The following is a 20,245-nucleotide window of genomic DNA, read 5'->3' as shown; positions in this document are numbered from 1 at the left end:
GCCTACGCCTTGGGGCCCGCCGGTGCGGTGGTGTCCGACCCGGCGGCCCGCTCTGCGAGACCAGGGAAGGTTACGCTCCCGCCGCGCCACCGTGCCGCACGGACCGCCGCCTCCCGAAGCGCCTCGGCCGCGCTGCCGCGCCGGGCGCCGGTGGAGGCCCGTACGAGATCGGAGTAGACCCCCGCGACCCGTTCCTCCAGCTCCGTGGCGAGCCGTACGGCGGCATCGGAGTCCGGCACCGCGAACGGCAGCGCGTAGGCGGCCGCCGACGGCTCGGGCTCGCCGCCCAGGTCGCGCACGGCGCGCTGCAACGCGTCGCGCCGGGCGCGATGCGCGTCGTACGCCGTGCGCGCCTCCTCCCTGCGGCCCTCGCTGATCCGGCCGCCGACGACCCCGAAGCCGTACACGGCGGCGTGCTCGGCGCCCAGCGCGGCCTGCACCGCGCGCAACTCGTCCTTGGAATCGCTCACTTGTCGCCCTCCGTCAGCAGATACGCGTGCGTGGCGCCCGAGGCCGCCACCGACGCGAGCAGCCTGGCCAGCTCAGCCGGCGCGTCCAGCAGCTCGCTCCCGCGCCGCTTGGCCAGCTCCCGCTCGGCCTTGGCGAGCTCACGCACCGCGTCCTTCTCGTCCTTGGGGACGGCGGGCTTCCGGGAGGGCGGCGCGGAGGGGGCGGAGGGGGCGGGAGCACCCGTCGAAGCCGAGGGGCTCGGGGGAGCGGATCCCTCGGCGAAGACCGCCTCGTGCCGCTTCACCTCGGCCCGCAGCGGATCCAGCCGCCCGGCCAGCGAGGGATGCGCGGCGAGGACGGCGTCGTAGCGCCCGAGCAGCTCACCGCTGTCCCGGGCGGCACGCGCGCGCAGCCGCGCGGCGGCGGAGGGGCGCTCGTCCTCGTCCGTGGACGAGGAGTCCGAGCAGCCCGAGAGCAGTACGGCCCCGGCCGCTCCGGCGGCCCCGGTCAGCAGGCTCCTGCGGCGCGGCCCCGAGCGGGCGTGCGAGGGGGTGGGATACGACGGCACAGCGGACGTCCTCGGCAGGAAGGCCAGAAAGGCAGGCAGTCAGATGGTGGGCGAGCCGGGCGCGAGCCCGGTGATCACCGTACCTGCGGCCTGCCCTCGTACGCGTGAGCGGCTCGGTGCCGGTCGGACGGGGCCGTGCCGCGGCCGGACGGGGGCCGGACGGCGGGCGGCAACACCCCTCGGGACCGGATACCCTTTGACCTGACACGCGAACGATCCCACAACAGCACACGCGGCCGAGGAGTCACCCGGATGAGCACCACCCAGAGCGAGAGGCTGCGAGAACTGCTGGAACCGCTCGTCAGCTCGAAGGAACTGGATCTCGAAGAGATCGAAGTGGCCTCGGTCGGACGCAGTCGGGTGCTGCGCGTGGTGATCGACTCCGACGACGGCGTGGACCTGGATCAGATCGCGGAGATCAGCCGCGAAATCTCCGAGAAGCTCGACGAGAGCGACGCGATGGGCGACGGGGAGTACACCCTCGAAGTCGGCTCCCCGGGCGCCGAGCGCCCGCTGACGGAGCACCGCCACTATCTGCGCGCCGTCGGCCGCCTGGTGAAGTTCCAGCTGACGGAGGGCGGCGACGACCTGATCGCCCGCATCCTCGAGGTGGACGACGAAGGCGTGAATCTTGAAGTACCGGGCGTGAAGGGGCGTAAGCCCACCGCCCGCAGGCTCACCTTCGACGCGATCGCCAAGGCGCGCGTCGAGGTCGAGTTCAACCGCAAGGACAAGAAGGAAGAGGAGGCGTAGCCGTGGACATCGACATGAGTGCCCTGCGGGGTCTGGTCCGGGAGAAGGAGATCTCCTTCGACCTGCTGGTCGAGGCGATCGAGTCGGCCCTCCTCATCGCCTACCACCGCACCGACGGCAGTTTCCGTCGCGCCCGCGTGAAGCTGGACCGCGACAGCGGCCATGTGACGGTGTGGGCGACGGAGGACCCGGCGGACCTCGAAGAGGGGCAGGAGGCCAAGGAGTTCGACGACACCCCGTCGGACTTCGGCCGGATCGCCGCGACGACCGCCAAGCAGGTCATCCTGCAGCGTCTGCGCGACGCCCAGGACGACGCGACGCTCGGGGAGTACGCCGGCCGCGAGGGCGACATCGTCACGGGCGTCGTCCAGCAGGGCCGCGACCCGAAGAACGTGCTCGTCGACATCGGCAAGCTCGAGGCCATCCTGCCGGTGCAGGAGCAGGTCCCGGGCGAGGAGTACGCCCACGGTCTGCGCCTTCGTTCGTACGTCGTCCGGGTGGCGAAGGGCGTCCGCGGCCCCTCGGTCACGCTGTCCCGCACGCACCCGAACCTCGTCAAGAAGCTCTTCGCGCTCGAGGTGCCGGAGATCGCCGACGGATCGGTCGAGATCTCGGCCATCGCCCGCGAGGCCGGTCACCGGACCAAGATCGCGGTCCGTTCCACCCGCTCCGGGCTCAACGCCAAGGGCGCCTGCATCGGTCCGATGGGCCAGCGTGTGCGCAACGTCATGGCCGAGCTCAACGGCGAGAAGATCGACATCGTCGACTGGTCGGACGACCCGGGTGAGATGGTCGCCCACGCGCTCTCCCCGGCGCGGGTCAGCAAGGTGGAGATCGTCGACCTCGCGGCCCGTTCCGCGCGGGTCACGGTGCCCGACTACCAGCTCTCCCTCGCGATCGGCAAGGAGGGCCAGAACGCCCGCCTCGCCGCGCGGCTCACGGGCTGGCGCATCGACATCCGTCCGGACACCGAGCAGCCGCAGGACTCCCCGGAGGCCTGATCGGGGTGCCGATCGACCGCTGATCGCGTACTGATCAAGACAACAACCGTTCGATTTTTGCCCCAAAGGGGTGAGGTCGGTGCGGGGAGGTAGACTTAATCGTGTCTGGCCGGACGCAAGCCCGCGCATGCCCTGAACGCACCTGTGTGGGGTGCCGGGAGCGAGCGGCCAAGAACGATCTGCTGCGCATCGTGGCGAAAGAGGGCGCTTGCGCCCCCGATCCAAGCGGTACGCTGCCCGGCCGGGGTGCGTACATCCACCCCGTTCCGGTCTGTCTCGACCTGGCGGTCCGACGCAGGGCGTTCCCGAGGGCCTTCCGGGCCCCGGGCCCGCTCGACACGGCGGACTTGCGCCGAGTCGTCGAGACAGTTGCCCAGCAGGCAACACCGTAAGGAAGGTCGCGCGGAACCCCGCGCGGCCCTGGTATTCCGCGAGTTGGAAGTAGGTCGAGATTGCGATGAGCACTCGATGAGCACGCGATGAGTACGCCCATGAAGTAGCGACGGTCCGGCGTAACCCGGACCTAAAAGGAGCGAAGTGGCTAAGGTCCGGGTATACGAGCTCGCCAAGGAGTTCGGCGTAGAGAGCAAGGTCGTCATGGCCAAGCTCCAAGAACTCGGTGAATTCGTACGTTCGGCGTCCTCGACGATCGAGGCGCCCGTTGTACGCAAATTGACTGACGCATTGAACCAGGGTGGTGGCAACGGCAAGCCCGCCGCCGCCAAGCCCGGGGCGCCGCGCAAGCAGGCCGCCCCCAAGCCGCCGGCCCCCTCGGGCCCGGCGTCCCCCTCTCCCGCGCAGGCCGCCCGTCCGGGTCCGGCCGCGCCGAAGCCGCCGGCGGCCAAGCCCGCCGCCGCGGCCGACAAGCCCGCGGCCTCCCCGGCCGCTCCCGGCCCGCGTCCGGGTCCGAAGCCGCCGACGCCGAAGCCGGCGCCCGCAGCTCCGGCCGCCCCGGCGGCTCCGGCTGCCCCTGCCGCACCGGTCAGCCCGGCTCCGGCCGCCCCGGAGTTCACCGCTCCGCCGGCCGCTCCGGCTGCCCCTGCCGCCTCTTCGGCGCCGGCAGGTCCCCGTCCGGGCGCTCGCCCGGGTGCCCCCAAGCCCGCGGGCCGTCCGGCCCCCGGCCAGGGTGGTCAGGGTCAGGGTGGCCAGGGTCGTGGCGACCGCGGCGACCGTCAGGGTGGCGCTCCGCGTCCCGGCGGCCAGGGTGGCGCAGCGCGCCCCGGTGGCCGTCCGGCAGGACCGCGTCCCGGCAACAACCCCTTCACCTCTGGTGGCTCCACCGGCATGGCGCGCCCGCAGGCGCCCCGTCCGGGCGGCGCCCCGCGTCCCGGCGGCCAGGGTGGCCCCGGCGGTCCCGGCGGCGCCCCGCGCCCGCAGGGCCAGGGCGGCCAGGGTGCTCCTCGTCCGCAGGGTCAGGGCGGCGCTCGCCCCAGCCCCGGCGGCATGCCTCGCCCGCAGGGTGGTGCCCCGCGTCCCGGCGGCGCCCCCGGTGGCGGCGGTAACCGTCCCAACCCGGGCATGATGCCGCAGCGTCCCGCTGCCGGTCCGCGTCCCGGTGGTGGCCCCGGCGGTGGCCGTGGTCCCGGTGGCGGCGGCGGTCGCCCGGGCGGCGGCGGTCGTCCCGGTGGCGGCGGCTTCGCAGGCCGTCCGGCCGGTCCCGGTGGCGGTGGCGGTTTCGCCGGTCGTCCCGGTGGTGGCGGTGGCGGTGGCGGTTTCGCCGGTCGTCCCGGTGGTGGCGGCGGTTTCGCCGGTCGCCCCGGTGGCGGTCGTCCCGGCGGCCCCGGTGCCCGTGGTGGCACGCAGGGTGCGTTCGGCCGTCCCGGCGGGCCCGCCCGTCGTGGCCGCAAGTCGAAGCGGCAGAGGCGCCAGGAGTACGAGTCGATGCAGGCTCCGTCGGTCGGCGGCGTCATGCTGCCGAGGGGCAACGGCCAGGCTGTCCGCCTGTCCCGTGGTGCCTCGCTGACCGACTTCGCCGAGAAGATCAACGCCAACCCGGCGTCGCTCGTCGGCGTGATGATGAACCTCGGCGAGATGGTCACGGCCACGCAGTCCGTGCCGGACGAGACGCTGAGGCTGCTCGCGGACGAGATGAACTTCGTCCTTGAGATCGTCAGCCCCGAGGAGGAGGACCGCGAGCTGCTCGAGTCCTTCGACATCGAGTTCGGCGAGGACGAGGGCGGCGAGGAAGCACTCGTCGCGCGTCCGCCGGTCGTGACCGTCATGGGTCACGTCGACCACGGTAAGACCCGACTTCTGGACGCGATCCGCAAGACGAACGTCATTGCGGGCGAGGCCGGCGGTATTACGCAGCACATCGGTGCGTACCAGGTCGGTGCCGAGGTCAACGGCGAGGACCGCCGGATCACCTTCATCGACACCCCCGGTCACGAGGCGTTCACCGCCATGCGTGCCCGTGGTGCGAAGTCCACCGACATCGCGATCCTCGTGGTCGCGGCCAACGACGGTGTGATGCCGCAGACGATCGAGGCGCTGAACCACGCCAAGGCGGCCGACGTGCCGATCGTGGTCGCGGTCAACAAGATCGACGTCGAGGGTGCCGACCCGACCAAGGTGCGCGGTCAGCTCACCGAGTTCGGTCTGGTGGCCGAGGAGTACGGCGGCGACACGATGTTCGTCGACATCTCCGCCAAGCAGGGCGAGAACATCGAGGCCCTCCTGGAGGCCGTGGTCCTGACCGCGGACGCCTCGCTCGACCTGCGCGCGAACCCGGCGCAGGACGCGCAGGGTATTGCGATCGAGTCCCACCTGGACAAGGGCCGCGGCGCCGTCGCGACCGTCCTGGTCCAGCGCGGTACCCTCCGCGTCGGTGACACGATGGTGGTCGGCGACGCGTACGGCCGAGTCCGCGCGATGCTCGACGACAAGGGCGAGAACGTGGAAGAGGCGGGTCCGTCGACTCCGGTCCTCGTCCTCGGTCTCACCAACGTCCCGGGTGCCGGCGACAACTTCCTGGTCGTCGACGAGGACCGTACGGCCCGTCAGATCGCCGAGAAGCGTGCCGCCCGTGAGCGCAACGTCCGCTTCGCCCGCAAGGGTGTTCGGTTCTCCCTGGAGAACCTGGACGAGGCCCTCAAGGCCGGTCTGGTGCAGGAACTCAACCTCATCATCAAGGGCGACGCGTCCGGTTCGGTGGAGGCTCTCGAGTCCTCGCTGCTCCAGCTCGACGTCGGCGAAGAGGTCGACATCCGCGTCCTGCACCGCGGCGTGGGTGCGGTCACCGAGTCGGACATCGACCTGGCGACCGGCTCCGACGCGATCGTGATCGGCTTCAACGTCCGTGCGGCCGGTCGTGCCGCGCAGATGGCCGACCGCGAAGGCGTGGACGTCCGGTACTACTCGGTCATCTACCAGGCGATCGAAGAGATCGAAGCGGCCCTCAAGGGCATGCTCAAGCCGGAGTACGAAGAGGTCGAGCTCGGCACGGCGGAGATCCGCGAGATCTTCCGCTCGTCCAAGCTGGGCAACATCGCCGGTGTCCTGGTCCGGTCGGGCGAGGTCAAGCGCAACACCAAGGCGCGCCTCATCCGCGACGGCAAGGTCATCGCGGAGAGCCTCAACATCTCCGGTCTGCGCCGCTTCAAGGACGACGTCACCGAGATCCGCGAAGGGTTCGAGGGCGGTATCAACCTCGGCAACTTCAACGACATCAAGATCGACGACGTCATCGCGACGTACGAGATGCGCGAGAAGCCTCGCGGCTGATCAACGCAGCTCGAACCGGGGCCGGTCGAGGGGAGGTAAATCCCGTCGATCGGCCCCGGCCGTTCCGTGTACGGTTCTTGTGTCCCTGCCAAGTGGTTGGCGGGGCACGACCCCGAACCGGCGGGACATCCGGACACACATGTATGTGGGGACACTGTCCTTCGATCTGCTCCTCGGCGACGTTCACTCGCTGAAGGAGAAACGCTCCGTCGTCCGCCCGATCGTCGCCGAACTCATGCGCAAATACGCGGTGAGCGCGGCGGAGACCGGCAACCAGGACCTCCATCGCAGGGCCGAGATCGGCCTGGCATTGGTCTCCGGGGAGACGGGGCACCTCACCGACGTACTGGACCGGTGCGAGCGCCTGGTCGCCGCCCGTCCCGAGGTGGAGCTGCTCTCCGTTCGACGCAGGCTCCACGGCGACGAAGACTGATTGCACAGCAAGGCGAAGAAGGAGACGGAGCAGTGGCCGACAACGCGCGGGCGAAAAGGCTGGCGGACCTCATCCGAGAGGTGGTTGCCAAGAAGCTGCAGCGCGGGATCAAGGACCCGCGGCTCGGTACGCATGTGACCATCACGGACACCCGGGTGACGGGTGACCTGCGGGAGGCGACCGTCTTCTACACGGTCTACGGCGACGACGAGGACCGCGCGGCAGCCGCCGCCGGCCTGGAGAGCGCCAAGGGCGTCCTCCGTTCGGCGGTCGGTGCGGCGGCGGGTGTGAAGTTCACCCCGAGCCTCACCTTCGTGGCGGACGCGCTGCCGGACAACGCCAAGGCCATCGAGGACCTCCTCGACAAGGCCCGGATGTCGGACGAGAAGGTGCGCGAGGTGTCCGCGGGCGCCGAGTTCGCCGGCGGGGCCGACCCGTACCGCAAGCCGGAAGCGGACGACGACGACAACGACGAGACGGATGGCGACGCCTCGGCATGAGCAACACCGGCAACAAGACGCCGGACGGACTTGTCATCGTCGACAAGCCGTCCGGCTTCACTTCGCATGACGTGGTCGCCAAGATGCGCGGGATCGCCAAGACCCGCCGCGTCGGCCACGCGGGCACCCTCGACCCCATGGCGACGGGCGTTCTCGTCCTCGGGGTCGAGCGGGCGACCAAACTCCTCGGCCATCTCGCGCTGACGGAGAAGGAGTACCTCGGCACGATCCGGCTCGGCCAGAACACCGTCACGGACGACGCCGAGGGCGAGATCACCTCGTCGGCCGACGCCTCGGGCATCAAGCGCGACGCCATCGACGCGGGCATCGCCAAGCTCTCCGGCGACATCATGCAGGTGCCGTCGAAGGTCAGCGCCATCAAGATCGACGGCAAGCGGTCGTACGCGCGAGCGCGCGAGGGCGAGGACTTCGAGATCCCCGCCCGGCCGGTGAAGATCTCCGCCTTCACCGTGTACGACGTCAGGGACGCCGTCGCCGAGGACGGCACCCCCGTCCTCGACCTGGTCGTCTCCGTCGTCTGCTCGTCGGGGACGTACATCCGCGCCCTGGCCCGCGACCTGGGCGCCGACCTCGGGGTCGGCGGCCACCTGACGGCCCTGCGGCGCACCCGCGTCGGCCCGTACAAGCTGGACGCGGCGAAGACCATCGACCAGCTCCAGGAGGAGCTGACGGTGATGCCGGTGGCGGACGCGGCCACCGCCGCCTTCCCGCGCTGGGACGTGGACGAGAAGCGGGCTCGGCTGCTGCTCAACGGCGTGCGGATCGAGATGCCGGGGGAGTACGCCGGGGTCGGCGCTGTCGCGGTCTTCGATCCGGAGGGCCGGTTCCTGGTCCTGGCCGAGGAGCTCAAGGGCAAGGCCAAGAGCCTGGCCGTCTTCGCCTGAGCCCGCGCCTTCTCCGCACGTACGCCGGAGCCCCGTCTTCCCGTACGTCGATCTCCGTCGTGGAGCGGCGGCAGCTGTGCGCGTGGCCGCACGCCGCTCCACGGCGAATCCCCCCACCCCAAGATGTATCCATCGCGCCCTGCCGATTCACCCCATCGGGCAGGCGCTCGGAGTGAACCGAGGGGGCGGAAGGGGGCGCGTTCGCGACGCGTTCTGTCCCGCTGATCACCGCCGACCTACCGTCAGAGGGACGGGGCGTCGCGGGAGGTTCGGGCATGGCGGGACAGGGCGACCCGACGGCGCTCGACGGTGCCCTCGTGCGGATCTGCGATCTGGCCGGGCGGCCACGGGGCATGGGCTTCGCCGCCGACGACCACGGCACGGTGATCACCAGCCACGAAGCGGTCGACGGCCTCGCGCGGCTCGTGCTGCACGCGGCGGGGGAGCGCGTCTGCGTGGTCGGCGCCGACGCCGTGGTGGCCCTCCCCGAGACCGATCTGGCGCTCGTCCGCACCGACGGTCTTGAGCTGCGGCCGCTGCCCGTCACGGTCCGCGAAACCGTCCCCGTGGGCACCTATGTACGCATCGTGGCGCGCGGCCGGCGCGAGGCGAGGGTGCTTGGCCCGGCATCCGTCACGTACACCGCGACGGACCGCTTCCATCTGGTCGACCAGGCGATGGAGCTCGCCATCGGCACGGACGGCGCCGACGCGCTGCGGCTCGGTGGCGGGGCCGCGGGCGGCCCGGTCCTCGACGTCTCGTCCGGGGCCGTCCTCGCCGTCCTCGGTACCGCGTTGCACGGCGAGCACAGTGCGGCGGGGTTCGCCGTGCAGCTGCGGGAGGCGGCAGCCGCCGGTCCGGGCGGGCCGCTCGCCGAGCTCCTCGCACGCAATGCGGCGACCGTTCCGGCGTACGGCCGCGATCTGAATCTGGCGGGCGTGCTGCACCTGGCGGCCACGTCATTGGGGTCCGACGGCCCGCGCCCCGCCCTCCTCGAACCGGTCGAACGCCCGGACACCAAAGCGGAGTTGGCCCGCTTCACCGCCGGGCGCGCACAAGTGCTCGGCCTGGTCGGCGCTCCCGGCACCGGCCGGACGACGGAACTCGCCGCCCTCGCCGCATGCCGCGCCCGAGGCGCCGAGCCGGCGCCCACGCTGTGGCTGCGCGGCGCCGATCTCCAGGGCACGGACACGGACGTGGGTGACGCGGTGGAGCGTGCGCTGGAACGGGCGGGCCGAATCCTGGAAGCTTCGGGGGCCCCGGGGGGCTCTGAGGGCTCGCTCGCCGACGCCGACGACGGGCTCGGGGACATCTCCGCCGGGCGGGTCGCGCGGCTCGTGCGGGACGAGGGGCGGGCGCTGCTGCTGTTGCTCGACGGCCCCGAGGAGATGCCGCCGGTCCTCGCGCACCGTCTCGCGGAGTGGAGCAGGGGGACGGCCGAGTGGCTGCGGGACACGGGCGCGCGGCTCGTGGTGGCCTGCCGCGCGGAGTACTGGGAACAGGCGGGAGCGCACTTCTCCGAGGAACTCTTCCCCGGGTGTGTGCACCTGGGGGATCTGCCCGAGCGGCAGGCACGGATCGCCCGCGCGCGGTACGGCATCCCGGACGGAGCGCTCGCCACGGCCGACGCGCGCCACCCTCTCGCCCTGCGCCTGCTCGCCGAGGTGCGGGCGGCTCTGCCGGAGGACCCGCCGCCGGGCCGCCCCGGCCGGGACGAGATCTTCGAGGCCTATCTGGACGTGCTGTGCCTGCGCGTGGCGGTGCGGCTCGCGGCGGCGAACGGCCTGCGCGGCACGGCTGTACGGCGCCTCGCGGCGAAGGTGTCCGGCCAGGTGCACGAGGCTGCGCGGCGGTGCCTGGGACCGGGGCAGGGGGAACTGGACCGGGCGTCCTTCGAGGAGATCTTCCCGTGGGGCACGGGCTGGGCCTCCGCGGTCCTCACCGAGGGGCTCCTCGCTCCTGCCGGTGACGGCTACCGCTTCGCACACGAGGAGCTCGCGGACTGGATCCAGGGGATGCACCTGGACGTGGACGGCGCCCTGTGGTCCCTGGTACACCGCCACGGCCCCACCCCACCGGGTTCCGAACCACCGCCACTGTCACTGCCGGTACCGAGGCACAGGATCGGCCCGGTGATCCAGGCGCTGCTGTTGTTGGGGCGGCAACGGGGGGTGGGGGAACTGGGGGAGAGGTTGGGGGAGTTGGTGGGGTTTGTGACGGCTGCAGGGGCTGTGGAGGCTGTGGGGGAGGGCTTGGGCGATCGGGCGGGTGGCTCGGAGGCACGCTGTGAAGCGGCGAAGGCTGCGGCGTCGGCTGGTGCGTCGGCGGGGGAGACGCGGGGCAATCGGGTGGGTGGGAGGGAGACCCGCCGCGAAGCGGCGAAAAGCAGCCCGCCGCCGGGGGCAGGCGAGGCAGGGCAGGAGGCCAGGGGCCAGCGCGAGGCGGGGGCTGAGGCCAGGGGTCAGGGCGTGGCGGGGGCTGAGGCCAGGGGCCAGGAGGATGCCCTGTGGTGGGCCGGGCGGCTCCTGGAGGAGACCCTCTCCCGGGTGGGCGACGCGAAGCCCTACCTGGAGCTGCTCACGGACCTCGCCCGGCAGGGCAGGTACAAGGCATCCTTCTGGCTGGGCCTCCCCCTCACCGAGGACGACCGCTTCGACCTCCTGCGCACGGCAGTGATCCACGACCCCCCGCCCGGCCCCTCGCAGGCCCGCTGCCTCGACGCGGTCGCCGAACTCCTCGCCGAGGACCCCGCCACCGTGCAGCCACAGCTGACCCGCTGGTTCAGCGACGAACGCCCCCTCGAAGCCACCCCGCACGCCACCGTCGCATCGGCGGCCCAGGCCCTGCTGCACACCCACCGCCACCGCGCCATCGACGACCTCGCCGAGATCCTGGTCGACTGCGCCCACCCCCGGGCCGACGAACTGCTCGCCGCACTGGCCGAGGAGGAGCCGTCGGCCATCTGCCGGGCCGTCGACCGCTGGGTGCACGACACGCGCCCGGCGCGCCGTGTCGCCGCCGTCGCCTACGGCCTGCGCGCCGCGCCGCACGCCAGCACGGACGCCGACCGCAGGCTCCTGCGGTACGCGGCCTTCGCCCTGCTGGCCCGCGCCGCCGACAGCTCGCTGCACGGCGCCGCCCTCGCCCTCCTCGTACGCGACCCGCAGACCCGCGCACGCCACCTGCCGCCCGCCCTGAAGCGCTTCACCGCCGGCGACCCGCAGCTCCCCGCGAGCGCCCTCGCCGCCGCCCTCGACACCCACCCGGAGCAGGTGCTCGCCGCCTTCCGGACCCGGCTGTACGGCCCCGGCCCCGCGCCCGGCGACGTCCTGCGCGCCCTGGCCGACGTGACGGCCCCCGTACCGGCCAGGCGGGTCGCCGAACTCGTACGCGACGTGCTGGAGCTGCGCCCCGACCTGGCGGGGCACGTGGCCGCGTACCTCGACCTGCGCCTAGAGCAAGGGCCCGGCGTACGCGCGATCCTCCTCCCGCTGGTCACGGGCCTCCTGCGGCACCGCCCGCCGCCCGTGCGCGCCGCGCTCGCCACGGCCGTCGCCGCCCCCGGGACCGACGCCTCGCACGCCCTGCGCAACGAGCTCCTGGAGGCGCTGCTCGCCCAGGAGCGGGAGCCCGAAGTCCTGGACGCCGTGCTCTGCGCCGTGGCGGGCGGCGAGGACAAGGAACGGGTCCGCGCGCTGGTGCACCGCACCGGCGCGCTGCTCGTCCGCACCCCGGAAGGCGCGACCTGCTTCGACCGGCGCCTGGTCGAGCTGGCCCGCTCCGTGCCGGGCTTCTCCACACAGGTGGCCAGGTGGATCTGCGCGGCCCCGCAGGACTGGTCCGCCCTCGTCGGCCCCAGCTCCCGCCGCATGATCGAGAACCTCGCCGGAGTACGTGTCCCGGCGTGACCCCCGCCACCCCCTCCGATGCGATCCCGATGGCGCGGGCATGGCAGTCTTAGACCTGCGCAATCGGCAATGGGACGTACACACACGTACACAGGTTCGGCGAGGAGCAAAGACAGTGCAGCGCTGGCGTGGCTTGGAGGACATCCCCCAGGACTGGGGGCGCAGCGTCGTCACCATCGGTTCCTACGACGGCGTACACCGCGGACACCAGCTGATCATCGGCCGTGCGGTGGCACACGCCCGTGAGCTCGGCGTGCCCGCCGTGGTCGTCACCTTCGACCCGCACCCCTCCGAGGTCGTGCGCCCGGGCAGCCACCCGCCGCTGCTCGCCCCGCACCACCGGCGCGCCGAACTCATGGCGGAGCTGGGCGTGGACGCACTGCTCATCCTGCCGTTCACCACGGAGTTCTCGAAGCTGTCGCCCGCCGATTTCGTCGTGAAGGTCCTGGTCGACAAGCTGCACGCGCGCCTGGTCGTCGAGGGCCCCAACTTCCGCTTCGGCCACAAGGCCGCGGGCAACGTCGCCTTCCTGACCGAGCTCGGCGCCACGTACGACTACGAGGTCGATGTCATCGACCTGTTCGTGAGCGGTGCGGCCGGGGGCGGTGAGCCCTTCTCCTCCACCCTCACCCGGCGCCTGGTCGCCGAGGGTGACGTGGAGGGCGCCGCGGAGATCCTCGGCCGCCCGCACCGCGTCGAGGGCGTCGTCGTACGGGGCGCGCAGCGCGGGCGTGAACTGGGCTTCCCCACCGCCAACGTGGAGACGCTGCCGCACACCGCCATCCCCGCCGACGGCGTCTACGCCGGGTGGCTGCACGCCCAGGGCGAGGCGATGCCCGCGGCGATCTCCGTCGGGACGAACCCGCAGTTCGACGGGACGGAACGGACCGTCGAGGCGTACGCGATCGACCGCGTCGGGCTCGACCTGTACGGGCTGCACGTGGCCGTGGACTTCCTCGCCTTCGTGCGGGGCCAGGCGAAGTTCGACTCGATCGACTCGCTGCTCGTCGCCATCGCGGACGACGTGAAGAAGGCCCGGGACCTCATCGAGGCCGCCGAGTAGCGGCAAGCGCTGCGTATGGCCCCTGGGGTCCGACGACCCGTTCGTATGATCATCGGTGACTTCCTGGTCGTGCGGGGGTTGGCCACGGTGAGCGGGCCGCGACCGGTGGCCCGCACGTGAGCGGGCCAAGATCGACGACCCGCTGGAGGACGTCCTCAAGCACACCCTCAACTTCGGGGACGGATACAGGTGGGACTGACGCGCCCCGCCGCCGTGCGTGCCCCTACCGTACTTGCGCGGGTCCGGAGTAGCCGCGCAAGTACGTGACGAAGCTGGGGTGTTCGGATCACGGAGACGCTGGTCGCCGACCGCTGGTCGCCCACGATCCGTCGCGATGTGACTCAGACGCCCGACGCCCCGACATTGACCGCCGCCCAGTGGCACGCCACCTGCGTCTCGCCGCCGCCGGACAGCACCGGCAGATCCTCCGTCCGGCAGCGGTCCGCCACCCCCGCCCTCTCCGCCTCGCCCGACGCGAGCACCTGACAGCGTGCGTGGAACCGGCAGCCACCCGGGATGCGCGACGGGTCCGGCGGCTCGCCGGTGAGGACCACGGGGGCACCGGGAGCCTCCGGCAGCACCGACAACAGCGCCTGGGTGTACGGATGCTGAGGTGACGTCAGGACCTCCTCCACCGTCCCCGTCTCGACGATCCGGCCCAGGTACATCACCGCCACCCGGTCCGCGATGTTCCACGCGAGCCCCAGGTCGTGCGTCACCACCAGGGCGGAGAGCCCCAGTTCGTCCCGCAGGCGCAGCAGCAGGGCGAGGATCTCGCCGCGCACGGAGGCGTCGAGCGACGCCACCGGCTCGTCCGCGACGATCAGTTCGGGCTCCAGGACCAGCGCCCCCGCGATGACGACGCGCTGGCGCTGGCCGCCCGACAGCTCGTGCGGATAGCGCAGGAAGAACCGCTCGGGCGGCCGGAGCCCCGCCCGTGACAGGGCGTCGGCGACCGCGGCCTGCTCGTCGCCGCCGTACCCGTGGATGCGCAGGCCCTCCGCCACGGCCTCGTACACGGTGTGGCGGGGATTCAGCGAACCGCTGGGATCCTGGAGCACGAGCTGGACGCGCTTGCGGTACGCCTTCAGGGCGCGGCCCGAGTAGTCGAGTGGCTTGCCGCCGAAGGTCACCTTGCCCGACGTGGGCGCGACCAGGCCGAGCAGCGAACGGGCCAGCGTCGTCTTGCCGCAGCCCGACTCGCCGACCAGGGCCACGATCTCGCCCGGCTGGATGTCGAGGTCGACGCCGTCCACGGCCCGTGCGGGCGGCGCGCCACGGCGGCCGGGGAACGTGATGTGCAGGTCGCCCGCCGACAGCAGGGGATCGGCCGACAGCAGGGAATCCTCGGTGGTCATGCGTCGCCGCTCCTCGGTGCGTGATCGATCGGTGCCCACGGGGTCGGTGCTCACGGCGTCCGCTCCGCCGTCGCCGGTGCCGACGTCGGCTGCGCAGGAAGCTGCGCGCCCGCGTGCACGCATGCCGCGCGGTGCCGGGGGCCCGCATCCCGCAGCGCCTGGTCCTCCGTGGTGCAGGAGTCGAGGGCCACCGTGCAGCGCGGGTGGAACGTACAGCCCGTGGGGAGCAGGGACGGGTCCGGCGGGTCGCCGGGCAGGCCGCGGGGCGCGAAGCGGGACGCCGTGTCGCCGATGCGCGGGAAGGCCGCGGAGAGGGCCTTCCCGTACGGGTGCCGGGCGTTCTCGTAGACCTCGGAGGCCGGACCCTCCTCGACGACGCGGCCCGCGTACATCACCGCGAGCCGGTCGCAGGTGTCGGAGAGCACCGCGAGGTCATGGCTGATCATGATCAGGCCCAGGTCCTGCTCGGCCACCAACTGCTCGATCAGGCGCAGGATCTGAGCCTGGATCATCACGTCGAGGGCCGTCGTCGGCTCATCGGCGATGATCAGGCGCGGATCGCAGGCGAGCGCCATCGCGATCATCACGCGCTGCCGCTGCCCGCCCGACAGCTCGTGCGGATACGCCTGCGCGCGAGCGGCCGGAAGGCCCACCTGTTCGAGCAGCTCCCCGGCCTTCTTCTTGGCCCCCGCCTGCGTCGCCTTCTTGTGCAGCAGGATCGGCTCGGCGATCTGGTCGCCGATGCGGTGCACGGCGTTGAGCGAGTGCATCGCGCCCTGGAAGACGATCGACGCGCCGGCCCAGCGGACCGCGCGGACCTGGCCCCACTTCATGGTGAGGATGTCCTCGCCGTCGAGCAGGACCTGGCCGGTCACCTTCGTGCCTGCGGGCAGCAGCCGCAGCAGCGCGAGCGCCAGCGTGGACTTGCCGCAGCCGGACTCGCCCGCGACGCCGAGCTTCTGGCCCGCGTCGACCGAGAGGTTCACGCCGCGCACGGCGGCTGCCCCGGACGCGTACGTCACCTCGAGATCGCGTACGTCGAGCAGGCGCTGTTCCGGCGCGTCGTTCTCCGGCATGCCGGTCTCCGTCACCTCGGTCGGATCACTCAACGGGAGACCCCCAGCCTGGGGTTGAGCACGGACTCCACGGCGCGTCCGCACAGCGTGAACGCGAGCGCGACGACGGCGATGGCCAGTCCGGGCGGAGCGAGATACCACCAGTCACCGGCGCTGACCGCGCCCGCCTCGCGCGCGTCCTGGAGCAGCCCGCCCCAGGAGACGCCCGTGGGGTCGCCGAGGCCCAGGAAGGCGAGCGTCGCCTCGGTGAGGATGGCGTTGGAGATGACGAGGGTGGTCTGTGCGAGGACGAGCGGCATGACGTTGGGCAGGACATGCCGGGTCATGATGTGGCCGTGGCCGCCGCCGAGTGCCTGCGCGCGTTCGATGTACGGACGTGACTCCACCGCCAGTGTCTGGGCGCGGACCAGGCGGGCGGTCGTCGGCCAGGTCGTCACGCCGATCGCCAGGATGATCGTCCAGATCGAGCCGGACATCACCGCGGCGAGTGCGATGGCGAGCACCAGCGTCGGCATCACCAGGAACCAGTCGGTGACGCGCATGATGACTGTGGCGTACCAGCCCTTGAAGTGCCCGGCGGTGATTCCCACGAGGGTGCCGATGGTCACCGAGAGGACGGCGGCGAGCAGCCCGACGGTCAGCGACATCCGCGCGCCGTACACCAGGAGGCCGAGCAGGGAGCGCCCGAACTGGTCGGTGCCGAGCGGGAATTCGCCGCTCGGCGATTCCATGGGCTCGCCCGGGGCGTCGGTCACGCTCTGCGCGTCCGAGCCGACCAGGAGCGGCGCGAAGACGGCGATGAGCGCGATGACGACGAGCGCGACGAGCCCGAAGAGTCCGGCCCGGTGGGTGCGGTACTCGCGCCAGAAACGGGCGGCCGAGTGTCGTCTGCGGGCCCGGGCGAGGGCCCGCGCGCTCTTCAGCGGGGCGGTCGGCGGGGTGGTCGGTGCGGATTCGGTCGTCATCGGCCCACCCGGGGATCGAGCAACGGATAGATCACGTCGGCAAGGGTGTTCATCAGGATCACCGCGGCGGAGAAGATGAAGAACAGGCCCTGGACGAGGGGCAGGTCGGGCACGCTGAGCGCGGCGTAGAAGAGCCCGCCGAGCCCCGGCCAGGAGAAGACGGTCTCGACGAGGATCGCGCCCGCCACCACCGTGCCGAGGTTCACGAACATCAGCGTGACGGTGGGCAGCATCGCGTTGGGGACGGCGTGACGGCGGCGTACGAGATCGTCGCGCAGCCCCTTGGCGCGGGCGGTCGTCAGATAGTCGCTGCCCATCTCGTCGAGGAGGGATGACCGCATCACGAGCAGTGTCTGCGCATATCCGACCGCCACCAGGGTGATGACGGGCAGCACCATGTGGTGCGCGACGTCGAGGACGTACGCGATGCCCGTCTCACCGCCGGATTCGAGCCCGCCGGTGGGGAAGAGTCCTGGGATCGGTCCGACCCCCACCGAGAAGGTGATGATGAGGAGAAGCCCGAGCCAGAAGGACGGCACGGAGTAGAGGGTGAGCGCGAGGCCGGTGTGGACGCGGTCCCCGAGCTGTCCGTTGCGCCAGGCCGTGCGGGTGCCGAGCCAGATGCCGATGAGGGTGTAGAGCACGAACGCGGTGCCGGTGAGCAGGAGCGTCGCGGGCAGCGCGTCGGTGATCTTGTCCATCACCGGCGTGTGGAACTGGTAGGAGGTGCCGAAGTCGCCGGTCAGCGCGTTGCCGCAGTAGTCGAAGAACTGCGTCATGACGGGCTGGTCGAGGCCGAACTCCTTGCGCATCGCGTCCAGCTGTTCGGCCGATACGCGCTTGCCGCCCGTCATCTGCTTCACCGGGTCGCCCGGGATCAGGCGGAACAGGAAGAAGCTGGTGACGAGGACGGCGAACAGCGAGACGGCGGCGCCGCCCAGCTTGCCCGCCACGTACAGGAGATAGGCACGGGTGTTGCGGGCCCGGGGCCCACGGGCCGACGGCCCGGCGAACGCCGGATCGTCGGTCACCGCGGTGCCCTCGGTGTCGAGCAGTGCGGGATTGCTGTCAGCGGTCATGCGTTACTCGCGGTCCTCTGCGGTCGAACGGCGGCGCAGGGCGAACAGGACTCCGCCGCCGACGAGCACCACCGCGGCGGCGGCGATACCGATGATGACACCGGTCGAGCTCCCATCCTTGGAGGAACTCTTCCCATCCGCGGGCACTGCTGACCACCAGGACCAGTAACCGTCCTGGCCGTAGATGTTGCCGGCGGCCGTCGGCATGGTGGTGATGGACTTGATCTGGTCGGTGCGGTAGGCCTCGACGGCGTTCGGGTACGCGAGGATGTTCATGTACCCGGAGTCGTAGAGCCAGGACTGCATCTCCTTGACCGTCTTCGCACGCTTGGCCGGGTCGTACTCGGCGAGCTGCTTGTTGTAGAGCTCGTCGTACTTCTTGTCGCAGATGAAGTTGTCCGTCGCGGCGCTCTCCTTGGCCTTCACCGGGAGCGCGGCGCAGGCGTGGATGCCGAGGACGAAGTCCGGGTCGGGGTTGACCGACCAGCCGTCGAACGCGAGATCGTACTCACCCGCGTACCAGGGCACGGACACGTCATCGAGGCAGTTGACCTTGAGCCCGATCCCCAGATCGCCCCACCACTCCTTCAGGTACTTCCCGACGGCCTTGTCGTTCGGGTCGGTGGCGTGGCAGAGGATGCGGAAGTCGAGCGGCTTGCCGTCCTTGCCGACGCGCTTGCCGTCGCTGTTCTTCTTGTAGCCCGCCTCGTCGAGGAGCTGGGCCGCCCTCTTGGGGTCGTACGACAGCTTCTGTTCGGCGGAGGGCTTCCAGGCGTACTCGGAGAAGCGGGGCGGGATGTACCCCTCGCCCTCGACGGCCTGGCCCTGGAAGACCTTGTCGACCAGCGCCTCACGGTCCACGGAGAGGAAGAGCGCCTGGCGGACCTTCTTGTCCAGGAGGGCCTTGTTGCCGTCACCGAACTTCTTGCGGTCGCGGGTCTGGGCGCCGGGGTTGGTGGCGAGGGCGAAGAAACGCCGCCCCGGCCCCTCGTTCACCTTGACGTTCTCCGTGCCCTTGAGCTCGCGGGCCTGAGCGGGCGTCAGCGCGGGCTGACCGGCGACGAAGGACACCTCGCCCTTCTTCAGTGCCGCGACGGCCGCGTCCTGGTCCTTGTACGTCTTGAAGACCAGCTCGTCGAACTTGGGCGCGCCGCGCCAGAAGTCCTTGTTGGCCTTCAGTTTCACGTACTGGTCGGTCTTGTAGTCGGTGAGGACGAAGGGCCCGTTGCCGACGATGGGGAAGTCTTTGTCGTTGTTGAACTTGCTGACGTCGTCGACCTTCTCCCACACGTGCTTCGGGACGATCGGTACGTCGAGGGCGGCCATGGTGGCCTGCGGCTTCTTCAGCTCGATGACGAGCTTGGTGGGGCTCGGCGCGGTCACCTTCTTGAAGTTGGCGACGAAGCCGGAGTTGGCGGTGGCGGTGCCTTCCTTGGACATCACCTTGTTGAACGTCCAGGCGGCGTCCTCGGCGGTGGCCTGCTTGCCGTCCGACCACTTCGAGTTGTCCCGGATGGTGTACGTCCAGGTCAGCTTGTCCGCGGAGGGCTCCCACTTGGTGGCGAAGCCCGGGATCGCGTGGTTGTCCTTGGCGTCGTAGTTGGTCAGGTACTCGTACGTCAGGCGGTGGATGCTGGTGCTCAGCAGCCGCTGGGCGAGGAAGGGACTGAGCGAGTCGACGCTCTGGGCCACCGCGACGGTCAGGGTCTTCTTGCCGTCCGCCTTGGCCTCGGCCTGGTCGGGGGCCGGGTTGAGGGGAGTGGCAAGGCCCGCGGTGAGGGCGAAGGCGGCGGCTCCGGCGGCCAGGAGGCGACGGAGCCGGGCCGGCGCTTTCGGGGGCGCCTTCGAAGGAGCCTCGGTGGAGGGGTGAGACCGTGTTCTGCCGTGCTGATCTTGTGTATCCATGGGTCGGTGACCTCGCGTCATCGCTCGCGCAGAGATGGCTAGTGGATCAAGGAACGCCAGCTGGTTGATGTGTGTGTCTACCAGCGCCAGTCTGCGTCAGTCAACGGCAGGTGAACCCCATGTGGCCTGCGGAAATAACGAGTTGACCCGTATTTCATCCGCATTGGTCAAGACCTGTGAAGCGTGGCTGGTCGGGGGGTGATGGTGGGGATTGGGGCAGGTGGGGGAGTTCTGGGGTGGAGGGGCGGGGAGGGGGTGCGTACGGCGGGGGCGGGGCTTGGGGGCGAGGGTCGGGGTCTCCTGCGCCCGGGCGAGGGACTGGCGGGTTGTTGTTGTGGCGGTGCGGCAGCCTCTCTGCCCTGGGCGCCCGCGTGTCGCTCTGCCCCGGAGGTGCCCGCGTGTCGGCCGCTCGTCCCGTCCGCGCCCATTCCTGTCCCGACTGTCCACGTGATCTCGACTGTCCGAGTGCCGAACTCATCGCCCCACCCCTGTCCCTTCGGTACTTGGGTACGGCTATGGGGTAATCGGGTGGGCGGGAGAGTCTTTTCGGCAGCGGAC

General features: G+C 71.4%; 16 protein-coding genes. 9 read left to right on the top strand and 7 right to left on the bottom strand.

Going from position 1 to position 20,245, the window contains the following annotated elements; genetic code table 11:
* Positions 1-2: 2 nt before the first annotated feature.
* Together OG302_RS12585 and OG302_RS12580 are read right to left on the bottom strand one after the other, a co-directional pair.
* On the bottom strand, positions 3-470 hold the full coding sequence (locus OG302_RS12585) for a ferritin-like domain-containing protein (protein ID WP_371526879.1): 468 nt from the start codon (positions 468-470) through the stop codon (positions 3-5).
* A complete protein-coding gene (locus OG302_RS12580) occupies positions 467-1,018 on the bottom strand; it encodes a hypothetical protein (protein ID WP_371526878.1) in 552 nt (183 codons plus the stop codon). The genes OG302_RS12585 and OG302_RS12580 overlap by 4 nt, the downstream gene beginning before the upstream one ends.
* 252 nt (positions 1,019-1,270) lie before the next feature.
* On the opposite strand from OG302_RS12580, the gene rimP reads away from it, so the two are divergent.
* From rimP to OG302_RS12535, 9 genes are all read left to right on the top strand, one after another.
* The gene (gene rimP / locus OG302_RS12575; protein ID WP_371526877.1) at positions 1,271-1,771 is read left to right on the top strand and encodes a ribosome maturation factor RimP; all 501 of its coding nucleotides are present in this window, start codon (positions 1,271-1,273) and stop codon (positions 1,769-1,771) included.
* 2 nt (positions 1,772-1,773) lie between these two features.
* The gene (gene nusA / locus OG302_RS12570) at positions 1,774-2,772 is read left to right on the top strand and encodes a transcription termination factor NusA (RefSeq protein ID WP_371526876.1); all 999 of its coding nucleotides are present in this window, start codon (positions 1,774-1,776) and stop codon (positions 2,770-2,772) included.
* A 101-nt stretch (positions 2,773-2,873) separates the two neighbouring features.
* Positions 2,874-3,164 carry a YlxR family protein gene (locus tag OG302_RS12565; RefSeq protein ID WP_371526875.1) on the top strand — a complete coding sequence of 97 codons (291 nt, stop codon included), beginning with the start codon at positions 2,874-2,876 and terminating at the stop codon, positions 3,162-3,164.
* Positions 3,165-3,309: 145 nt separating this feature from the next.
* Positions 3,310-6,495, top strand: a complete 3,186-nt coding sequence (gene infB / locus OG302_RS12560) for a translation initiation factor IF-2 (RefSeq protein ID WP_371526874.1) — start codon at positions 3,310-3,312, stop codon at positions 6,493-6,495.
* Between the two features lie 139 nt (positions 6,496-6,634).
* A complete protein-coding gene (locus tag OG302_RS12555; protein ID WP_361837859.1) occupies positions 6,635-6,928 on the top strand; it encodes a DUF503 domain-containing protein in 294 nt (97 codons plus the stop codon).
* A 32-nt stretch (positions 6,929-6,960) separates the two neighbouring features.
* Positions 6,961-7,428: a 30S ribosome-binding factor RbfA gene (rbfA, locus tag OG302_RS12550; RefSeq protein ID WP_371526873.1), complete on the top strand. Its 468-nt coding sequence runs from the start codon at positions 6,961-6,963 to the stop codon at positions 7,426-7,428.
* Entirely contained in the window at positions 7,425-8,333 is a 909-nt protein-coding gene (gene truB / locus OG302_RS12545; protein WP_371526872.1) for a tRNA pseudouridine(55) synthase TruB, read from the top strand. The genes rbfA and truB overlap by 4 nt, the downstream gene beginning before the upstream one ends.
* 275 nt (positions 8,334-8,608) lie before the next feature.
* Entirely contained in the window at positions 8,609-12,241 is a 3,633-nt protein-coding gene (locus OG302_RS12540; protein ID WP_371526871.1) for a trypsin-like peptidase domain-containing protein, read from the top strand.
* A 115-nt stretch (positions 12,242-12,356) separates the two neighbouring features.
* Positions 12,357-13,304 carry a bifunctional riboflavin kinase/FAD synthetase gene (locus OG302_RS12535; protein ID WP_371526870.1) on the top strand — a complete coding sequence of 316 codons (948 nt, stop codon included), beginning with the start codon at positions 12,357-12,359 and terminating at the stop codon, positions 13,302-13,304.
* Between the two features lie 341 nt (positions 13,305-13,645).
* Here OG302_RS12535 and OG302_RS12530 read toward each other — a convergent pair whose 3' ends face one another.
* Genes OG302_RS12530 through OG302_RS12510 form a run of 5 tightly spaced genes read right to left on the bottom strand, consistent with a single transcriptional unit; the run spans position 13,646 to position 19,687 of the window.
* The gene (locus OG302_RS12530; protein WP_371526869.1) at positions 13,646-14,662 is read right to left on the bottom strand and encodes an oligopeptide/dipeptide ABC transporter ATP-binding protein; all 1,017 of its coding nucleotides are present in this window, start codon (positions 14,660-14,662) and stop codon (positions 13,646-13,648) included.
* Between the two features lie 50 nt (positions 14,663-14,712).
* Entirely contained in the window at positions 14,713-15,738 is a 1,026-nt protein-coding gene (locus OG302_RS12525) for an ABC transporter ATP-binding protein (protein WP_371750101.1), read from the bottom strand.
* A 29-nt stretch (positions 15,739-15,767) separates the two neighbouring features.
* Positions 15,768-16,703, bottom strand: coding sequence for an ABC transporter permease (locus OG302_RS12520; RefSeq protein WP_371526868.1), 936 nt, complete (start codon positions 16,701-16,703; stop codon positions 15,768-15,770).
* Positions 16,700-17,782, bottom strand: a complete 1,083-nt coding sequence (locus OG302_RS12515) for an ABC transporter permease (RefSeq protein ID WP_361837840.1) — start codon at positions 17,780-17,782, stop codon at positions 16,700-16,702. Before OG302_RS12515 ends, OG302_RS12520 begins: the two co-directional genes overlap by 4 nt.
* A gap of 3 nt (positions 17,783-17,785) precedes the next feature.
* Positions 17,786-19,687, bottom strand: a complete 1,902-nt coding sequence (locus OG302_RS12510; protein WP_371526867.1) for an ABC transporter substrate-binding protein — start codon at positions 19,685-19,687, stop codon at positions 17,786-17,788.
* Between the last annotated feature and the right edge of the window lie 558 nt (positions 19,688-20,245).

Source organism: Streptomyces sp. NBC_01283 (assembly GCF_041435335.1).
In the GTDB taxonomy this organism is placed as follows: Bacteria; Actinomycetota; Actinomycetes; order Streptomycetales; family Streptomycetaceae; genus Streptomyces.
This window is presented reverse-complemented; position numbering and strand designations above follow the sequence as displayed.